At 44.4% G+C, this 19153-nt stretch carries 15 protein-coding genes and 1 pseudogene; 7 read left to right on the forward strand and 9 right to left on the reverse strand.

Translation table 11 applies throughout. The features are described from left to right. Positions 1–196 precede the first annotated feature (196 nt). The 4 genes from ACRBG0_RS14795 to ACRBG0_RS14810 form a co-directional block, all read right to left on the reverse strand. Entirely contained in the window at positions 197–541 is a 345-nt protein-coding gene (locus ACRBG0_RS14795; protein WP_431487643.1) for a DUF6660 family protein, read from the reverse strand. A gap of 445 nt (positions 542–986) precedes the next feature. Further along, on the reverse strand, positions 987–1715 hold the full coding sequence (locus ACRBG0_RS14800; protein ID WP_020537971.1) for a S24 family peptidase: 729 nt from the start codon (positions 1713–1715) through the stop codon (positions 987–989). Positions 1716–1774: 59 nt separating this feature from the next. Continuing rightward, positions 1775–2968 (reverse strand): aminotransferase class V-fold PLP-dependent enzyme, encoded by a 1194-nt coding sequence (locus tag ACRBG0_RS14805; protein WP_431487644.1) that lies wholly within the window; start codon positions 2966–2968, stop codon positions 1775–1777. Positions 2969–3429: 461 nt separating this feature from the next. Continuing rightward, complete coding sequence (locus ACRBG0_RS14810) at positions 3430–4413, reverse strand: hypothetical protein (RefSeq protein WP_431487645.1); 984 nt, start codon at positions 4411–4413, stop codon at positions 3430–3432. A 596-nt stretch (positions 4414–5009) separates the two neighbouring features. Here ACRBG0_RS14810 and ACRBG0_RS14815 point away from each other — a divergent pair. From ACRBG0_RS14815 to ACRBG0_RS14830, 4 genes are all read left to right on the forward strand, one after another. Beyond that, positions 5010–5555, forward strand: coding sequence for a hypothetical protein (locus ACRBG0_RS14815; RefSeq protein ID WP_431487646.1), 546 nt, complete (start codon positions 5010–5012; stop codon positions 5553–5555). A 112-nt stretch (positions 5556–5667) separates the two neighbouring features. Then, the gene (locus tag ACRBG0_RS14820; RefSeq protein WP_431487647.1) at positions 5668–6213 is read left to right on the forward strand and encodes a hypothetical protein; all 546 of its coding nucleotides are present in this window, start codon (positions 5668–5670) and stop codon (positions 6211–6213) included. A gap of 102 nt (positions 6214–6315) precedes the next feature. After that, positions 6316–6849 carry a hypothetical protein gene (locus tag ACRBG0_RS14825; protein ID WP_431487648.1) on the forward strand — a complete coding sequence of 178 codons (534 nt, stop codon included), beginning with the start codon at positions 6316–6318 and terminating at the stop codon, positions 6847–6849. Positions 6850–6901: 52 nt separating this feature from the next. Then, positions 6902–8437, forward strand: coding sequence for a T9SS type A sorting domain-containing protein (locus ACRBG0_RS14830; protein ID WP_431487649.1), 1536 nt, complete (start codon positions 6902–6904; stop codon positions 8435–8437). 33 nt (positions 8438–8470) lie between these two features. On the opposite strand, the gene ACRBG0_RS14835 is transcribed toward ACRBG0_RS14830, so the two are convergent. Beyond that, positions 8471–8740: a YkoF family thiamine/hydroxymethylpyrimidine-binding protein gene (locus tag ACRBG0_RS14835; RefSeq protein ID WP_431487650.1), complete on the reverse strand. Its 270-nt coding sequence runs from the start codon at positions 8738–8740 to the stop codon at positions 8471–8473. 32 nt (positions 8741–8772) lie between these two features. Beyond that, positions 8773–10649 (reverse strand): annotated as a pseudogene (locus tag ACRBG0_RS14840) (OstA-like protein); the annotation flags it as partial. Positions 10650–11448: 799 nt separating this feature from the next. Between ACRBG0_RS14840 and ACRBG0_RS14845 the strand changes: the two are divergent. Continuing rightward, positions 11449–14259 (forward strand): TonB-dependent receptor domain-containing protein, encoded by a 2811-nt coding sequence (locus tag ACRBG0_RS14845; RefSeq protein WP_431487651.1) that lies wholly within the window; start codon positions 11449–11451, stop codon positions 14257–14259. A 32-nt stretch (positions 14260–14291) separates the two neighbouring features. After that, positions 14292–15746, forward strand: coding sequence for a hypothetical protein (locus ACRBG0_RS14850; RefSeq protein WP_431487652.1), 1455 nt, complete (start codon positions 14292–14294; stop codon positions 15744–15746). A gap of 113 nt (positions 15747–15859) precedes the next feature. Here the strand turns inward: ACRBG0_RS14850 and ACRBG0_RS14855 are convergent, their stop codons facing one another. The 3 genes from ACRBG0_RS14855 to ACRBG0_RS14865 form a co-directional block, all read right to left on the reverse strand. After that, positions 15860–16672, reverse strand: coding sequence for a hypothetical protein (locus ACRBG0_RS14855; RefSeq protein ID WP_431487653.1), 813 nt, complete (start codon positions 16670–16672; stop codon positions 15860–15862). A 205-nt stretch (positions 16673–16877) separates the two neighbouring features. Beyond that, positions 16878–17117, reverse strand: a complete 240-nt coding sequence (locus ACRBG0_RS14860) for a hypothetical protein (RefSeq protein WP_431487654.1) — start codon at positions 17115–17117, stop codon at positions 16878–16880. 99 nt (positions 17118–17216) lie between these two features. After that, on the reverse strand, positions 17217–18362 hold the full coding sequence (locus ACRBG0_RS14865) for an NAD(P)/FAD-dependent oxidoreductase (protein WP_431487655.1): 1146 nt from the start codon (positions 18360–18362) through the stop codon (positions 17217–17219). 230 nt (positions 18363–18592) lie between these two features. Here ACRBG0_RS14865 and ACRBG0_RS14870 point away from each other — a divergent pair, with 230 nt between their 5' ends. Beyond that, positions 18593–19024 (forward strand): DUF4293 domain-containing protein, encoded by a 432-nt coding sequence (locus ACRBG0_RS14870; protein WP_431487656.1) that lies wholly within the window; start codon positions 18593–18595, stop codon positions 19022–19024. Positions 19025–19153: the final 129 nt, after the last annotated feature.

A 19153-nucleotide genomic window follows, 5' to 3' on the forward strand; every position in this document is an offset into this window, starting at 1 on the left:
ACAAACTTATTCTGTATAGAATAAGCGATTATATTATCGAACATGTAAATGTTGAACTTTAGTTAAACAATCATTGTCGCAAGAAGCTATCTCAGAGTATTAACTAGATTGAGTACTAAACTGTACTCCGTAAAGAACCTTCAAGGTTCAGTACGCCAGTGTTTATGAGACAGTCTTATCCTTAAAATGTAGTCGACTAAAGCCTGGGAGGAGACCAGATGGCGTTCTTCACACCAGTGGTTGGGAAGTTAGCTGTAGAAACGGGAGCTTCACTTGGTTTTGGTGTGAATACCGCAAGAGCAATGGTAGTCATCTGAGGAATACTGATGACACAAGAGCAGCAATCGCAAATACAAAAAGGAGGGCAGGCATCCTCTTCGCAATCTTTAGATTGATGGTCGTGATCATCAGGGTGTGCCTGTGCGGTAACCTCAATCTCTGTTGTCGTACTTAATACCCCAGCGTCCACTGTGTCCATACAAGGGATGAGCGCCAAGGTGAGCATATAAAATGGTAATATGTAGCGTACGAATTGCTGCATGCAGTGCAAATGTATTACGAAACAGCTCAATAAGCAAGTGGCTTAATGCTTTCTTGAAAGTAAGCTGACAAATATATACAAAACAAATGCTTCTTGAGCCGGAGGCCCTACGGCGCTATTTGAGAGATTTGGAAAGCATATTGCTTTTACCTATCTTTGTAATAATAAAACTCCCGAGCAGGCGAAGACGCCCCCCGGGAGGAAAAAACAGCAGGATAAAAAATTTTCAGGATGCTCTTCGTTTCGGCGGAGAGCATCCTGTGTCTTTAAGCTAAGTATTGCGCAGAAAATAAACTACGATTTAGCTTCGCTACTTCTGCGAGGTTTCTCAAGTTTTCCAAATAGTTAAAACGCTTTAAATGAAGCGCTTATTCAACTATTGTGAAAAACAACCACGAAGTAGCCGCGAAGCGAAATCGCTTTTTATTTTCGTGCTGTTCCTTATTTAGAGGGAACTTACCCGGCGAATAACTTCGTAAAGACGGGTGTATTCATTGACTTCTTCCACAAATGGATCATATTCCAGGTGGTTGGCCGAGATCATTTTCAGGTGAGTGACACGGCCTTTTTCATTAAGGATACGCTGAACGTATTTAACCCAAACAGATCCGTTGTTTTTAACGGCGTATATTTTGTTGTCTTTGATCTCGTGTACGCCTGCTATCTCCCGACTTACTACGATGTCATGATCGTTGATGACAGGTTCCATACTGTTACCGTTGATGGGGAAAGCCACTAAGCCACCACCATCAAGACCAGGGATAGAGAAAAAGTCATTGTTTTCTGTGATGAAAGATCCTGCGTCTACAGTGACACCAGCGAAGGCTTCGGTAGTGGTAAAGAGGATATTACCATTGTAAACAATTTCTGATTCTTCCGGATTTGGCAAATCAAGGCCAAAAGGCGTGCCTTCCCCTTCGAGGAGGTAAGCATAGTTGACACCATATTCATGACAAACACGGCGCGACTGTTCGTAGCTGATACAGCGTTTGTCTCCTTCGTTAAGAAAAGCTCTGATGATGTGACCGTAGGCGCGGTTGCCCACTATTTTTTCGGCAAAATCACCTAGTCCTTTGCCATTTCGGTCATTTTTGATGACATCGCCTCGTTCTTCGAGTATTTTGAAGACTTTAACAAAACGGTCATTTAGGTCACGTCGATCACTTGAAATCATAGCTGTTCTTCTTTTTGGTATCCATTAATTTGGTTGCAAGTTAAAACAAAATAGTTTTATCAACAAATAATTTTAAAAATTTCTTTGGTTAGATTTTTAATTTCCTCCGTTGTGTTGTAATAATGAGGGGATAGCCTTAGCACCCAAGGGATATTCTTACGATTAAAATCGTAATGAGCATAGGTGCCCCAGCTGATGGAAGTATGAATTTTTTTCTTTCGAAGTTGTGTTAGTAAGGCTTTGGGGTCATGATTGGGGAGGTAGCAGGTAACGATAGCACCGAGGTTTTCTCCTTTGTCCATGACCTGAATGCTGGTGTGGTCAGCCAGCGCTAACCTTAATTGTTTGGCCAGATCAGTGGTTCGTTGAGCTACTGCGGTTAAACCAACACTTAGTGCGTATTGGGCAGCCGCTACGGCTCCGTGCACCAAGGCGTGATTACGCTCCCATAGCTCGTAGCGGCGCGCATCTGCTTGTGGGAGGTAGTGATCGGCAGTAGGCCAATCAGCACTATGAAGGTCTAAATACAGTGGAGCCGTTTTGTGTTGGAGTACCCGATCAGAAGCGTAAAGAAAACCAGTGCCCCTGGGGCCGCGCAGGAATTTACGAAAAGTAGCGGTTAAAAAATCACATCCTATAGCCTGAACATCAAGGGGCAATTGCCCTGCAGTTTGACAAGCATCTACTATATATAAGGTGTCGACCTCTCTGCAAACTTTGCCAATAGTGTATATATCTTGAATAAGGCCGCTGCTGGTAGGCATGTGCGTAACGGCAACCAGGCGTGGCACTTGATCGCGAATAAGCTGGCACATGGCTTCAACATCTACGCCTCCAGCGGGTGATTCGGGAGCAACCTGAATTTTTGCTCCGAAACGTTTGGCAACCTGTAGGAAGGCAATTTGGTTAGAAACATAATCATTTTCTGTGGTGAGGATCAAGTCACCTGGCTTAAACGGAATCGATGTTAAGGCACGGTTGTAGGCATCGGTAGCACTGGTCGCAAAAGCAATTTGGTGAGGTTGTGCATTGAGTAATTCAGCGACCGTAGGGTAGAAGGCTTGGCTTTTTTCAGCGTGAATAGCTGCCGCTTCGTAACCTCCTAGCTTGTATTCTAGTTGAAGATGCTCTTGTACCGCCTGTTGTACAGGAAGTGCGGTTAAGGAAGCACCTGCATTGTTGAAGTGAATAACATCAAGGCAGGCGGGCGTATCTTGGCGTAGTAGGTGAAGTTGGGCCGTTGAAATGGACATGAATTGGGAGTTGGTAACAGATTGTGTTTTACGTCGGGTAACGGTGTGACTTGTGTATTGACGTGAGAGGAAGTGACATAAGACCCTCTTGTGGGAGGGACCCACCCATTTGCCGGACCGCCGAATCCATCCCCTGGCCTCACGACCATAAGGGACATGCGCTAACATCTGCTCTGAACACCAGAGCAGCCAAACAACACGCAAAATAAAACCGCTGAATGCCCTAGTGACTGCTAGGGGTAGTTACCTATGATCGCTTTGATGCTTGTCAGTTCACCAGAGCCGAGGCAAGATAGTAATTATTCATCTAGCTAACAAATTATTTTCAATAAAAATATAATAAACTATTTGTTAACGCCAGGGGCTGCTTGAATAGCCGAAAGAGATAGGTCTTTTGGTGAGGGTTTTTATGAGTTATTTTTTTGATAGTCAAGTGGTTGTTTGGTTTTTGTGCTGGGCTGTTAATAGCTCGCCATCATCGCCCGCTCGGCCTTCTCCTTAAATAATTTTAGGTCTGCTTCCAGTTGATTGAAAAATACCTCTCGGAAACGGTATCCTCCGGAAGTGATGTTTTCGGAGCGGCGCTTGATTTTCTCGACCCACTTTTTGGAGTATTCGTAAAGCACCTGATCGTGAGAAATCATAAACTGGGGCATATCAAACCCGATGCCAGTTGCCCGCAGTTCCAGGGCTTCGAAGAGCACCATGTTTTGGTAATTGCCAAATTCGTTGATGTAAATTTGAATTTTCCCGTGTTGGGGATGATCCTGCCGGTTTTCGGCGAAAGCCAGTTGCTTCAAATTCTTTATCAGTTGCTCCAAATCACTGATCAACTGTGCAATGAAGGCTTGATCCTTAAAGGCTTTGATGCTGATCGCAAAGAGGATCTGCTGAAAGATATTGGCCAGCATATTGGAGTTCCATATTTCGGTGACCTTGCGGGAACGGTAATGCGCGACAATACGGTTTCTTAAGGTCGTAATAATAGGATGGAGTAGCTCTTCGGAGTTGATGACCAACTCCTGTTGCGACCAATGGAGGTGATTCCAAATTGCTACCAGAAATTTAAAAATAGAATCGTATTCCAGGTAGTAAAAAACGGGGAGTTCGTTGGCCAGGTAAATGACCCTGGATTCCGCTTCTTCATTGGGTAAGATAGGGGTCATGATGTCAACAAAGCATTGTAGAAAATCAAAACTGCTCATCACTTCCCTAAAGGGGTGGGAAAATGAGTGGTAACCTTCTGTTCCTACAGCAGTATCCAGAGAGATGCCCAGTTCCTGCGCAAGCTTTACTGCTTCACTGAGTGTCAAGGCGGTATCACCACTCATGCGTTTGTAGACCGCCGCTTTTTGTAGATGCAAAATGTCCATCGTTTCGTGTAAAACGATCTTTTTGTCGAAACGGGAAATCAGATGGGCAAAGAGTTTTTTTTGAGCGTCCATGCTTTGCGCGTTGGTAGAGAGAAAAGAAATTATTCTACAATATAGAGAAGATTGTTTTGGTTTTGTGCGAAGGTTGTTTGAATGGTAGAATAAAATAAAATACGCTCCACGAATAGGATTTTATTTTTCCGGTCTTTGCCCCTAATATTGTGGAAAGAGATCGTACAAGACATTATTGCGCACTACTGCGCTTAGAGCATGTTTGGAGCTTGCTTGCACCGAAAACCAAGCATTTAGCAACCTGGCGTCACTCAATATCACTTACTTGACCCGCCAAGCGCGTGATTTTGAGTTTAGCCAGAACGCTAAATCATTGATTTTCAAAAGTAATCCGCTCCAAACATGCTCTTAAGCTGAATTCCAAAACCAACGCGCTTTCTCTCTTGAAAACCACCGTTCGGCGTAGCTGAGCCTCCGTCGAAGTGTACGCGAAATTCCGTTTTGCGTAGGCTTTATACGCTTACTAAAAAACCTTCTCTGATAGTTTTTGTGGTCAAGCTAAAGTGAAAATCGTAAGCGACTGAGAAGGAGCGTGATTTTTACTTTCGATTGACTCTAAACACAAAAATTGTCTGATAATCATAACTACGACCACCATGCTACCAAAACATTACCTCTTCCTCCTATCGCTCCTGCCCGCCCTGTGCTGGACGGCCTGCGAAAAATCCATCTTCAACCCCCAACCCGCAGCGAAAGTTTTACCTCCCATCACCATGACGGGGGAAGGCACTTTTGGCTGCAAGATCAATGGAGAAGTGTTCCTGCATACGCCGAAGGCGTTTGATGATCATCTGCATGTGGAGTATCATGCTCTTTCTAAGACATTTTACCTAAATGCTAGGGAAAGTATAAACAATAGTTATAATAGAACAATGCATCTTTATGTGCATGATATTACTGATATAGGGATTTATCCTTTTTATGATGTGAGCTTTAGAAACTATAATGATTCATGTATGTCGTCTCTAGGATTGGACAAAGATAATCTAGTATTGGAGGAAACTAATCAAATGGAAATTATTCACTTCGATCCCGAAGCGCGCATTATTTCTGGTACTTTCCAATTCACGGTGGTAAATGAAGCCTGCCAGGATACCTTCCGCATTACGGAGGGGCGTTTTGATATGCCTTGGGTGGGTTAGCCTGTAATCCATTCCCGAAAAACTGATTAAATAATTCATTACCAACGCTCCACTTCGTCACTCCTGCCATGAGAGAAAGAAGCTGGAACAAAGGACAAAAAAAACCACGCTCATGTTACCAAAATATCACTTTCTCCTCCTCCTTCTCCTCCCCGTGCTATGCTGGACGGCCTGCGAAAAATCCATCTTCAACCCCCAACCCGCAGCGAAAGTTTTACCTCCCATCACCATGACAGGGGCAGGCACTTTTGGCTGCAAGATCAATGGGGAGGTGTTTCTGCACACGCCGAAGGCTTTTGATGATCATATTTATGTGGAGTATAATCCACGATCCAGCAAATTTCAATTATTTGCCATTGAGAGCGTAGATAATAGTTATCATCGAAATATCTCCATTGTTCAATACAATGTATTGGATACTGGAGCCTATACATTGACAAAAGGTAAATATAATATTCTTGATAGTGAATGTATGACTATTCACGGCCTTACCGAGGAACACTTTGTATTAGATGAACCTAACGAAATAACTATTTCAAGATTTGATAGTGAAGAACGAATTATATCGGGTACTTTTCGCTATACACTTTATTCCGAAGCCTGCCAGGATACCTTCCGCATTACGGAGGGGCGTTTTGATATGCCTTGGCTAAAATAGCCTGTCAGATTCCCCGAGCAAGTCTATCACCAATGTTCCACTTCGTTTTTCCTGCCACGGTAGTAAGAAGTTCAAAGTAAAACACTAAAAAAAATAACAACCATGCTGCCAAAATATCACTTTCTCCTCCCCGTGCTATGCTGGACGGCTTGCGAAAAATCCATCTTCAACCCACAACCTGCGGAAAAAGTTTTACCCCCCATCACTATGACCGGGGAAGGTACTTTTGGCTGCAAGATCAATGGGGAGGTCTTTCTGCATACGCCGAAGGCTTTTGATTATCATATTTATGTGGAGTATAATCCACGATCAATGAATTTTCAACTAAGAGGTATTGAGAGTATAGATAACTACTATAGCCGAAGTGTTGGTGTTAGTGCTGAGAACATCAATAACGAGGGGAGGTATGATTTAAGAAATGTCCGCTATAGGGATTATAATGACACTTGTCAAACGCTGCATGGCTTGAATTTGGATCACATCTTAAGTGAAGAATTATCTGACTTAGAAATTATCCATTTCGATCCCGAAGCACGCATTATTTCTGGTACTTTCCAGTTCACCGTCGTATCCGAAGTCTGCCAGGATACTTTCCGTATTACGGAGGGGCGCTTTGATATGCCTTGGGTATATTAAAAAATAAAAATTCCTCTTTTCTCTGGACCAAGGAACTTAACCACATTCCCTCATGCGACCAACATTCACCATTCTTGCCTTACTCCTCACCTGCGGCATTGCCCAAGCCCAAACAGGCTTCATCCAGTCGTACGAACTCTACGAAGACAAAGGGCTGACCTTTCACCAGATGCTGCTGGTAGAAGATACCCTGGTAGTTTGCGGCAGCGCCAGTAACCCCGATACCCCCCAGTGGGGGCTGTTTTTTGTCAAACTGGATACCCTGGGGAATATACTGGATTACAAGACCCATTATGACAGTGCCGGGTACAACTATGTATTTGTTGAAGGGGCAAAGATGATTAAAACCAGTGATGGTGGCTACGCCTTGGTGGGGAGCAGATTCGAGAGTTCCATTCCGTTGATTTTTAAGTTGGATGTTGAAGGAGAGATCGCATTTATCGGTGAATATCCTGACGATACTACCCTTACAAAATGGCATACGGATATTATTGAAATAGAAAACGGATACATCTCTATTGGCTACAAACAGCAGGTGGATGATGGTTTCCTAGATGGTTTCGCTATGAGAATAGATGATAGTGGCAATAAATTGTGGGAGCTTAATTATGGGGAAACAGGATTGGGTGACGCATTTAGCGGAATAAGACAAATAAGTACAAATGTAATTTTATTAACGGGTGGTTCTGGAATCTCTACCCCAATTATTAACCCCAATGAAGATGCCTGGGGAAAAGGAATTGCTGTGAAAATTGATACTTTAGGGAATATTTTATGGGAGTGGGAGAGTGAGCAGGTGCTTACGGGCTCTGGTTCAGGCCCGGCATTTGGTAGAATATATCCCACCTCAGATGGGAACTGGGTCAATGAAGGGTATAATAATATCATAAAAACGCTATTTGGCGAACCTACACTTGTATATAAAGGAGAAATCGTAAAAAGAGATACAAACTTCAATGTTTTGTGGAGTACCTCGTTTGGAGACCATACAACCTTCACTAACAATTTCATCGACGTAGTCGCCACCCCCGACGGCGGTTGGGTAGCGGTGGGCACCTACGGGCAGTTGGTAGATCCGGTGGAATACACGGGCTACCGCGCGGGTATGATCGCCAAGGTGAATGCCCAGGGAGACAGCCTTTGGAGCCGGCTGGATACCCTGTTTACGCCTGCCTATGGCTCCATCCCCAGCCTGGCCAATGCGGTGGTCTTGCCCAGCGGCAGCATCATCGCCTGCGGCAAGGTAGACCGCTACGAGCCTGATCCGGTCAAATCGCTGGGCTGGATCATCAAAGTAGATCGCGATGGTTGCCTGGAACCCAACTGCCGCCCAACAAGCACCAGCGAACTCTTTCCGGATATACTGGATTTTACGGTTTTTCCCAACCCCGCCAGAGAGGTGCTTCACATCCAGGGAGAGGGCCAATTCGCGGTGAATATCTACAGCCTGGACGGAAAAATTCACCTCTCCCGGGAGGAATTGTTCCAAATCGCTACTTTGGAGGTCCGTGACCTTCCGTCGGGCATTTACTTTTTACAAATCAGACAAGGCAACCAGTTGCTTACGAAGCGGATTGTCAAGCAATAATCCTTAGTGCCTTGTTGATGGTGAGTTATCAACTTACGACAAGGCCACCACCTTACCCGGCTCAATACCCACATTGAGCACCTTGATAACAAAGCTATAAGTACCACCCTGCTGAAAAGTATGCCCCATGGCATCGCGAAGGGTGTTCATAACGAGTGTATATTCTCCACTGATTTGGGTAGTGAGCTCGTTGGTATGCACCTCAATGCCAGCGACTTGCCTTAGGTGATGAATAAAATCGATAATCGGGGGCTCAAAGTCCTCTTGAAGGGGGTAAAGACTAATATCTACGGCTACCTTCATTGTTTATTCTTCTTTAGATTTTGGGGTGGGNNCGATCAGGTTTAGGCGGTGGTGGTGCTCCTCCTTTATCCGTGTTGGGGGCATAGGTGGGGCGGCTCCCTTGAGGAGGTAAAACCCGAAGTGGTGGGCCAAATAAATCTGCTCGTGAACGTGGTCGGGGAGGGGAGGTCTGCCAATTGAACCCTTCGAGCTTGATGGCCTCATGGTCTACCTTGTTCATCGGCTCCAGCTTGCCTTCTAGCTGCGTGACGAAAAGAATCTCGTCTACCTGGTTATTGCCAAAGAAAACGATCATATCACTACAAATTGTCTTGTTTACGCCCACATAGGCATTGTCGTCGTCGCGTGGATAGTAGACGGATTGGGCGTTGCCTTGGATGTCCATTCTGCGCAGCTCACTGCTATCGAACTGAGCGATGATATCTCGCCCTTTGATTTGATTAAAGAACAATTCGTCCGCACTATTGAGGATAAAGCTGTGATTATAGAGTAAAATCTTATCAAGCTGGTCATCGGCCAACTGCATATGGATGGTGTCGGCGGTAAACTGGGTCGTATCTGCCCAGATGATGGGACTGCGGAACATTCGGAAGAGGGAATCAACGGTGTTGTAGGAGAGCGAATCGCAAAGTGCTTGCATATCTGACTTGAAAATACGGACATCATAGTAGGCTTGCAAGAGGCGGCTGCTATCGTTGGCGATGGTGTCGGCACGCTGCGACAGAAGGGTGTCGGCAGTCATAAAGAGAGAGTCACCATCAATAAGCGTAATTAACAAAGGCCGACCCTGTAGGCCACCGGTCGCTTTGAGGAATCCGGTCGTTTGGTTGTAGCGAGCCGTGTCGCACTGAATGGTGAGGTTGGCCGAGGTGTCTTGCCAGATGACGTTGCCAGTAGCGAGCCCCATGCTATCAGCTTCAGCGTAGTCTACTTGATCGGCTTGCAGTATTTGCGGGCCATCGATAATACGGGAGCGGCCACTGGTTTGGTAAATTTTCTTTTTGGCGTCGTAGCGGATAGATTCTCCGGTGATGATCTGTTCATTGTCGCGGAAGTAGGCGTCGCCTTCCAGGATGGTAATGTCGTTTCTCTCGTCGTAGCGGATAAGGTCGCCAGTTGCTTCGCGCCGATCGGCTTCATAAAACTCCGCATCACCATCAAGGGTATAGATGCCGTTTTTACCATCGTAACGAATGATATCGGCGGTAGCGCGTTGCTCTCCTTTGGTATACTGTGCATTGACACGAAACTCCGCCAGGTTGTTTTCTACATCATAGAAGCCGTCTTCACAATAAACACGGCTACTATCGCTGCGCATAACGGTAGGACCAAGGAAGGTCGCTATTTGTTCCGTTGTATTAAACTTGAGCGTATCGGCTCGCAGCTGGAAGTCGGGATTGATGACGACGACACTGTCTTTAAAGTAAATTTCGTCTTGTTCGGTATAGTAATAGCCACGTTTACTACTGAGCTGGGTTTCACCATCAGTAATGGTGGCCGGCGTGTTATAGGTAGCAATCTTGGTGTTGAGGTCGTAGTGCAGTTTATGTGTAAACAATCTACGGTCACCATTAATGAGGACAACATTGCCAATCAGGTCGGCTTCTTTGAGGGTGCCATCATAATATAAGGTGTCTGCAAATGCAGCTAGGGAATCTCCCTGTTGGATAAGGACCTCTTCTCCTAGGGCAAATACTCTGGTACTGTTTTCGATGATGGCGCTGTCGCAGTACATGAAGATACTGTCCTGGCTAAGCTCAACCTCACCGACAAGTTTCTGAATGACTTCGTTTTTACTCCGGCGCTGATATTCCAATGAATTGGCATTGTCGATGCGTACACGCTGGGTAGTAGGAGGCAGCGTGTCTCTTCCAGACTGACCTAGCAGTGGTTGTGATAAAAACAACATTAGCAGCAAGCAGGAAAACAAAGTGGAAAGTCGGAACAAGGGAACCTTACTTTAAGAGCTTGTTTGGAAATTTTATTTGGTGAAAAGCAATTACTCCAAATCAAAGGGAGAAACAAAGTTAATGCTTCCTTATTTCCAAGGAATTTCGAACCTGTCGTCGAAATGAAACCCTCACTTAGCCCGCTAAGCTCAGCTTTAATTTCTTAGCCAGAACCGTAATTCGTTGGAAATCAGTTTGCAAAATTTCCAAACAAGCTCTAATAAAAAAATATTTTTTGTCAAGGAAAGGCAAAGGTACAATCTTCCTATAACTAGGAAGCGGGGTTTAACTTGATTTTAACCCCTTGTTAAACATTGATTGACAGGGTTTAGTATTTGCATCTTGCTATAATTGGAGGTAAAGGCATGATTGTACGAATGAATTGAAAAGCCATTTTGAATTGCGCGGACTATTATTTTTTACTGAACAATTTTAAAAGAGGCAGCGTTTCAGGAAGGTCATTCGATAAGTAGATAGCAGAAGGCCGAAATAGTAAAACTATCAAATAAATTAGCTGAAATGCTAAAAACCTTCTACATTTGACGTGAATCTTCGGATTTACCTATCTAAAAAGCGGAAAATAAACCGCAAAACAACAACCAGGGAATATATTTTCAGTAAACACCATTTATTCCCTACCCTATTGAAAAGAGAACGAACAACTGTTCGTACGTTTTGTTTTTTTTGATTATTCACCATAGTATTCACAAGATAATTACCTGACTGAACAGTCTTTGTGAACGCTAAAAAATGCATTTCATGAAAAAACTCTCACTAGTAGTGGGGCTACTTTTATGTAGTCTTGCAACCCTGCTTGCGCAGCGGACAATTACTGGTACGGTAACCGATGAGCGGGGAGACGCTCTGATCGGAGCAACTGTACTGGTCAAAGGTACCTCTACAGGTACAGTAACAGATATTGATGGTACTTACAGTATCAATATCAGCAATGATGACAAAGTATTAGTATTCAGCTACACTGGTTTCGAAACCATCGAGCAACCAATTGGCGTTTCTAATACGATTGATTTAGTTATGTTGGCTGGTGTAACTTTCGATGAGATCGTAGTTACTGGTCAAGGGGTAGGTATTGAGAAAAAGCGTTTAACCTCAACGGTTGATGCAATTACCTCTGAACAGCTTGAATTAGCGCCTATCACGCAGTTAGACCAAGTGTTACAGTCACGGATTCCTGGTACACAGGTTCGCTTGTCATCTGGTCAGCCAGGTACTGCATCTCAGATTCGTAACCGTGGGCCTATTTCTGCTAACGCTTCTACCACACCTGTAATCATCATTGATGGTGTACGTGTGGATAACCTGAACTCTCGCCCAAGCCTGAACATTGGTACAGGTGGTGCAAACAGTTCTGCTTTGGCGGATATTCCGATCGAGGCTATCGAGCGTGTAGAATTTATCCGTGGTGGTGCTGCTACTACACTATATGGTGCTGATGCTGCCAATGGTGTAATTCAGATTTTCACCAAAAAAGGTCAGTATGGCCAGAAAGCTCGTTTCGGTTACGACGGTACCGTAGGTATCATGTCGGGTGAGGAAACTTTCCTTTACTTCCCTGAAACTGCTGATTTGTACTACGAGAATGGTACTGTACAGCAGCACCGTTTGACTGTTGATGGTGGTTCTGAAAAAGTAGGCTACAGTTTTTCTGGTAGTTTCTATGATGATGACAGCTTCAACGATCTTAACCGCCAGCGTCGTGTAAGTATGCGTACTGGTGTAAGTGCTGAATTGTCACCAACGCTTTCTTATTCTGCTTCTGCAGCATTTGCAAGTAACTGGTTTACACGTGACTACAATGCCAATACCAGCTTTGCTCGTTTTGGTAACCTGGAAGGTGGTTCTTTCGGTGATATTTCTGCTTTAACTGGCGAAGAGCGTGATGCGCTTAAGGAAGACCTTGCTGCGCAAGGTGCAGTAACAGACATCACGGAAGCGGTTCGTCGTTTCCAAACGTCACAGTCTTTAACCTGGACACCATTCGAAGGTTTCACTGCGAAAGCTACCCTTGGTTTGGATAACCGTAACTCACGCCAGCGTGAGGTACAGAGCAACGCTGTTCTTATTTCTAAAGGTGCTGTACCTGCTGGTACTGCTGACCAAGGATCATTGAATACTGCAACGCGTAACTTTATTGGTATTACTACTGATGTTAGCTTGCAGTATCGTGCTGATGCGGGAGACTTCTCTTTCATCACCGGTGGTGGTGGTCAGTTTTTCCGTGAGCAAGATGAGCAGTACTTACTACAAGGTACTGACTTGACTGAAGGTAGTATCCTTTTTGGTAACACTGCTACTCAAACGGCTGCTGACTTCTTACAAATTGCTGCTTTTGGTGGTTTCTATATCTCTGAAAACATTGGCTATAAGAACAAGCTGTTCTTGGACGGTGCGATCCGTTGGGATGGTAACTCTGCTTTTGGTGAAGACATTGGCCTGGTAAACATCTACCGTATTGGTCTGTCTTACTCATTAACAGATGAGCCTTTCATGCAGGAAAGTGGTATCAGCGATATCGTAAGCCGTTTCAGTGTACGTGCCAACTTTGGTCAGGCAACCAACTTCCCTACGCCATTTGCGCGTGACCGGTTGTTCGTAGCTAACCCTTACCTTGGTTCTGTTGCTTATACCTTCGGTAATCCTGGTAATGCAGATTTGGGTCCTGAGATCGTTGACTCTTACGAAGCTGGTTTCGATGCAAGCTTCTTTGAAGCTCGTTTCGGTATTGGTTTTACTTACTACGACAATACGACCAACGATGCTATCTTTACGCCACCTAACGCACCTTCTTCTGGCCAATTGGCTCAAGAAGCTAACGTAGGTACAGTAACCAACAAAGGTATCGAACTACAAGGTTATGTAGATGTACTTCGTTCTGAAGACTTCGACCTGACCTTCAATGCTTCTTACACGACTAACGAAAACGTTGTAGTGGATGCTGGTGGTTCTCCTGAGTTTAACGTAGGTGGATTTACTTTCCTAGGATCTTTCGTAAAAGAAGGTCAGCCGCTTGGTTACTTCCGTGGATCACAGCCAACCTTCGATGCAGAAGGTAACTTGGTAGACGTAGAAGCAAATGCAGTTTTGGGTAACCCTAACCCAACGAGCTACGGAACAGTAGGTATGAACTTCCGTTGGAAGAACCTTACGATTTTTGGCTCTAGTGATTTCCAGCGTGGAGCTTCTGGTGTAGCAGTGGATGATGTACTGCGCTACTTTGGTGGTGTAAACGATCCTGATCGTATTCCTGCAAATTCAGCTAGCGAAAGCTTCTTTGATTTGGCAGGTGTTTGGGTAGAAGATGCAGATTTCTTCAAGATTCGTAACATCGGTATTTCTTACAACGTGCCTACTGCTAATATCGCAGCTTTGAGCCGTTTAACACTAGGTTTGAACTTCCGTAACCCTTACGTTCGTGCTTCTTCTTCTTTCGATCCAGAAGTTACAGGTTCTGGTATTGGTGCACAGGATGGCTTTGCAGCAGGTGGTTTCGGTTTTGGTACCGAGTCAGCTCCAAAGCAGGTTTTATTCAATGTACGCATTGGATTCTAAATCACCTCTGTTAAATTTTTAAAATGAAAATTATGCTTAAAAATAAAATAAACTGGATTTTCGCCATCGCTATTTTGGCATTGTCTTTTCAGGCATGTGAAGATCCAGATACTACTTTTGATCCGATTAACCCGGATCTTTCTGAGGATGCTATCCTCGGTACTTCTCAGTCAGCTGCGCGTACCCTTAACGGTCTAGAGCGTCAGTTGGCAGAGGTAGCTGGTGAGTATGTTCATTTAGCAGAAATTGCTTCTGATAACTATGATAATACTCAGACGTTTTTCAACCAGTTCTTAGATATCTTGAACGTTACATCTACGGATAATGACATCAATGATGCTCAGTTCGAGATTGCACGTTTGCGTGAATTAGCGAAGTCTGGTTTGGCTATAATTGGCCCTGGTGACCCTAACTACACTGCCGATCAAGAAGCAGAATTCATGTTTTTCATTGGTTTGTCTCACCTGCTTTCTGCGGAATTGTTCAATGTTTTGCCAGCAGAACCTCAGGGTGCTGCTCAGCCAGCTAGTGCACACTATGCATTGGCGATTGATTTCTTCGAGCAAGGTGCTGCTAAGGCTTCTGATCCTGCGACGAAGGTAAGTTGTTTGATGGGCCAAGCACGTGCTAATTACTACGCAGGTAACAAAGCTGCTGCTGTAACTGCTGCTGATGCCGCTATTGCTGCTGATCCTGGTTTCGTTCGTTTCGTTAAATTCGATGCCCTTAATGGTGCTCGTATTGATAACGAAATGCAAAATGCTATTCATGATCGTGGTAGCTTTGATGATTTACAGCCACTGCCTCGTTTGGATTTCTTGGATCCTAAGTACAATGATGATAATCCATCACAGGATATTGATATGCCTTTGTTGAAAATCGAAGAAGCACACTTGATCAAGTGTGAAGCTGCGATTGCTGACGGTGCCCTAGGTACTGCTCAGAGCATTATGAAGGATATCATTGCACTTGTAGCTACTCGCCCAACCAGTACGTTTGATGATTCTGTAGAGGATCGTACAGAGCGTAACCCTGGTACTCGCCCTGACTCTTCGATTGTAGTTGTTGCGTCTAGCCCTGGTGCTGCTTTGGTTGGTGGTCTGGTTATCGATCGTAAGGTTGGTAATGTAACTATTCCTACTGTTAGTGGTACTTCTGTGACTGATGCTATGGTTGATGCTGTTGGCAGCGAAGATGAAGCACTAGAATTGTTGTACCTGATGCGTCAGGAGATCTTCATTGCTGAAGGTCGTCGTATGACAGATATGGGTGTGAAGTTTGTAGTAAGTGAAACCGAGCAGTTGGCTAATGCTAACATCAAGGTTGAAGATACTACTCCTAATCTTCCTTCTTTCTTCACTGCTATTGCTGCAGAGTTGGATGAAATTACTTATGATGAGACTACGTTTGAGTGTACCATCACTCATGATGTTAACGCAATCATTGTAGCTAACAAGACGTCTGATTTTGTTTGTCCTTTCCACTAGGAATGAATAAACAGACTTAGTCTGATAAGGGATTAATTTCCCAATATATTCAAGGCCGTATCCGAGTAATCGGGTACGGCCTTGATGTTTGTGTGTGGTGATATAGGAACGGTCTATTTGAACAATTGAAGGAAGCGATTGTGGTATTGATTTTTCTTACCGGTAAGTTCTAATCTCCAAGAGAATTCGCCATCGGTCATGGAGATCGATGATTTTGTCTTGAGCTCGGTCTGATAGCTTTCGATTACGTTCTGTCGCAGTGATTGTTCAAAAGCTAGCAATTCATCGAATTTGGCGGGTTCGATGAAATGAAGTGATACCTTTTTTTCTTGGAAGTCTTTTTTCGTGTATATATGCTCTTCTACAATTAGCAGATTTTCTGTTTCCGATTTACTCATTATCCATTGTGTCTTTGGAGGGCCGAAAAACTCCCTGTAAAAAGCCATTCTTATGGTGTCGATTTCTCCAGATAAAAATCGAGCAAATGGAGACATTTTGGTGCTTAATATTCCAAGGAGATCTTCTTCACAAATCGTCCTCTCTAATTCGTTTTCATCATTTAACCTCAGGCTCCCCGAAAAATTAAGATATTTAGAAAATCCAATAACATAAAAACCTTGGTTTGGATAATTTACACTGATTTTGTAGGGAAAATTGATATTGTTGTCGTCTATAAACGTAGCTTCAGTTAGGATGTCTCGTTCAGAAAGCGGTAGTTGTCGAAGGAAATCTATCTCTTGATCTGAAAAACTGGGTTGTACAACGATGCGGTTTAGAATAGGTGTTGAGATATCCTTTTCGGTACAGTGGTTGATAGTAACTTTAGCGGAGTTTGCCATCATAGAGGCTTTACTAACGGGAGTACTATTCTGGCTATTTGCAAACGTTTGTAACAATAAGAATAAGAGAAAAAGAACGTATTTCATTTTTGTCATTTTTTTATGGAAGCTATATTTTAGATAGCTTCAATGAGAGCATCGGATTTATTAGTAGCTAATATACTTTTTTTGAATGTCAAATAAAAGGTGAGCAGTTATACCCATCGATAAGTATCCCCCTAAAACAAATCAACCCCGCAGCCATTCCTTGGAACAACTGCGGGGTTGATTTATTACCTGATGCTCGCGGAGCTTACTTTACCTCCGAAGAGGCTGGCTGAGCGCTTACGGCTTGGCTATCCGTAGCCACTGGGGTAGCGGGCAAATGCTTGGCAAACACAGCCTGGCCTTTTTTCTTTGGTTGTTCTATCGACTGTAGGCTACTGGCTGACAACCAGGTAAATACACCTGTAATTGCTGCTATCTGGGTGGCTAATAAAAATGCTAAAGCACCATTGTCTTTAGCCCATTGAAAAACTTTTTGCGTACTCATTTGAAGCAAACAGCCGGGCTTTAATGAATCCCAGCTGTAAATTGAGGTAAAGTTTACTTACTCTTTGGTGACTTGTCAATAGAGAAGGGCTGATTTATTTTACATTTTGCCCAGCAGTAGGTCAGCAGCTTGTTCCCCCACGCCTGTCCCGATGGCGACGCCCATTCCGCCCAGCCTGACAGCTGCCACCGTCTGCGTTCCAACTTCGCGAATGATGGGCTTTTTGACAGGGCCGACGCCCATGATGCCCGTCCACCAACGGTCGATTTTTGTGTCTTGCCCTGGAAGGATAACTTGGTGTAAAAGCTGTTCTAGATAGGCGCGAATCTGTAGGTTAGCATCCAAGTCGGTCGTCTCCTCGCCACTTAGGTCTTGATTGCGGCCACCGCCCAGTAAGATACGTTGATCGATATTACGGAAATAAACGTACCCACAGTCATAATGAAAGCAACCCTGAAGTTGCAATCCGGCAATGGGTTCTGTAATAAGCACTTGGTTGCGGGCTGGCTTCAAGGCCAGCTCAGGTAAGAGCTGTTTTGCAAAGCCATTGGTAGCCAACAAACACTGCCTCGCCTGGATCGACCAACCATGATCTGTATGAATGACCACCTGCCCGTTGGTTTCTTCTGTAGCCGTAACGGTGACCCCTCCCAGGCACAAGATGTCGAGTGATTGTGCCTTGCGTAGCAGGGTTTTCATCAGTTGTCCGGTATGCAACTGCCCCTCGGCCTGGTTGAGTAACAGATGGCTTACTTTGTGCAAGCCAGTCGCAGGTATTTGAGCATCCGCTTTAACGAACGTCTCCTTACCGGTCAGTGGCCGTAAATCCGCATTAAATTCCTCCATTACGTCAAGGCACTGTGCGTAGAGCTCGTTGTCTTCGTCCCTGAAAATCTCGTACCCGCCCCATGCCTTGTACCCCAGTGCTGCATCGCTATAGCGTTCCCGCAACCGGCAGAGGCCTTCATAGCGCTGCGCTACCAGCTCCAAAACATCCTCCCGACTGCTATGTTTTTGATCATCAAGCAACTCACTGAGGCTGCCAAAACAGGCAAAACCTGCATTTCGTGTGCTCGCCCCAATAGGCAATGGCCCTCGGTCAATAACCACAACTTTCATGCTAGGAGACTGTTCCTTAAGATGAATAGCTGCGGATAATCCAGTGATTCCACTACCCACAATAAGTACATCAATATCTTTAAAGAAACTTTCCCATTCCCAATGACTTAGTTGATATCGCAGCATTTATTATTTTTGCCCAAAGATAAGGGGAAGGGAGCAAAGGTTGGGTGAGTGTAAAGGTGTAAAAGTTGGGTAGGTGTAAGGGTTGGGTGATTCCGCTAGTGGCCTCAACTACTTCCGACTTCTGACTTTGAAAAGTATAAAGGTATATTTGCCACTAGGCAAAATCCTAACCCTTACACCCTTACACTTTTACACCCATAAAAACCCTCAAACCATCAAACCAATAAAAAATGATTCAAAGAATACAAACCATCTTTTTACTCTTGGCCAGCGGTGCTGTACTCGGCCTTTTTGCCCTTCCTCTGGCAACTACAAATGAAGCTAAAGTGGATTCTGCCCTTTTTGCTGATGCAGCCTTCAGTGTTCAGGATGGTCCAATAATGATGGGGGCTTTTGCCTTGGCAGCCTTATTGCTGCTTGTAACCATCTTCTTGTTTAATAATCGCAAACTACAGATGACGCTGACCAAAGTCGGCTTGTTTTTCACTGGTGTGGGCGTTGGTCTCGGTGCTTACTATCTATTTAATGATCAGGCAGTAGATACCGCTGAGCCTGCTGTGGGGATCGCTCTACCGCTACTAGCGATGATCTTTGCTTATTTGGCCCACTTTTACATCAACAAAGATGAGAAGTTGGTGCGGTCGGTTGATCGCTTGCGGTAATAATGGCCAACACGCTCTGTTTTTTTGTAATTCTTGCTGGAGCGGTATGTTTTTTTGTTGATAAACGGAGCTTTAATTTGACTAAATGGTTGAATAAGGGGTATAACTGTTCTTTGAAAACAACAGTTA

Source organism: Lewinella sp. (assembly GCF_050633125.1).
GTDB lineage: Bacteria > Bacteroidota > Bacteroidia > Chitinophagales > Saprospiraceae > Lewinella.

What these genes read in the sequence shown, in the direction of transcription:
- ACRBG0_RS14795 (WP_431487643.1), bottom strand. Translation starts at nt 541, where the DNA reads ATGCAGCAATTCGTACGCTACATATTACCATTTTATATGCTCACCTTG.
- ACRBG0_RS14800 (WP_020537971.1), bottom strand. Translation starts at nt 1,715, where the DNA reads ATGATTTCAAGTGATCGACGTGACCTAAATGACCGTTTTGTTAAAGTC.
- ACRBG0_RS14805 (WP_431487644.1), bottom strand. Translation starts at nt 2,968, where the DNA reads ATGTCCATTTCAACGGCCCAACTTCACCTACTACGCCAAGATACGCCC.
- ACRBG0_RS14810 (WP_431487645.1), bottom strand. Translation starts at nt 4,413, where the DNA reads ATGGACGCTCAAAAAAAACTCTTTGCCCATCTGATTTCCCGTTTCGAC.
- ACRBG0_RS14815 (WP_431487646.1), top strand. Translation starts at nt 5,010, where the DNA reads ATGCTACCAAAACATTACCTCTTCCTCCTATCGCTCCTGCCCGCCCTG.
- ACRBG0_RS14820 (WP_431487647.1), top strand. Translation starts at nt 5,668, where the DNA reads ATGTTACCAAAATATCACTTTCTCCTCCTCCTTCTCCTCCCCGTGCTA.
- ACRBG0_RS14825 (WP_431487648.1), top strand. Translation starts at nt 6,316, where the DNA reads ATGCTGCCAAAATATCACTTTCTCCTCCCCGTGCTATGCTGGACGGCT.
- ACRBG0_RS14830 (WP_431487649.1), top strand. Translation starts at nt 6,902, where the DNA reads ATGCGACCAACATTCACCATTCTTGCCTTACTCCTCACCTGCGGCATT.
- ACRBG0_RS14835 (WP_431487650.1), bottom strand. Translation starts at nt 8,740, where the DNA reads ATGAAGGTAGCCGTAGATATTAGTCTTTACCCCCTTCAAGAGGACTTT.
- ACRBG0_RS14845 (WP_431487651.1), top strand. Translation starts at nt 11,449, where the DNA reads ATGAAAAAACTCTCACTAGTAGTGGGGCTACTTTTATGTAGTCTTGCA.
- ACRBG0_RS14850 (WP_431487652.1), top strand. Translation starts at nt 14,292, where the DNA reads ATGCTTAAAAATAAAATAAACTGGATTTTCGCCATCGCTATTTTGGCA.
- ACRBG0_RS14855 (WP_431487653.1), bottom strand. Translation starts at nt 16,672, where the DNA reads ATGAAATACGTTCTTTTTCTCTTATTCTTATTGTTACAAACGTTTGCA.
- ACRBG0_RS14860 (WP_431487654.1), bottom strand. Translation starts at nt 17,117, where the DNA reads ATGAGTACGCAAAAAGTTTTTCAATGGGCTAAAGACAATGGTGCTTTA.
- ACRBG0_RS14865 (WP_431487655.1), bottom strand. Translation starts at nt 18,362, where the DNA reads ATGCTGCGATATCAACTAAGTCATTGGGAATGGGAAAGTTTCTTTAAA.
- ACRBG0_RS14870 (WP_431487656.1), top strand. Translation starts at nt 18,593, where the DNA reads ATGATTCAAAGAATACAAACCATCTTTTTACTCTTGGCCAGCGGTGCT.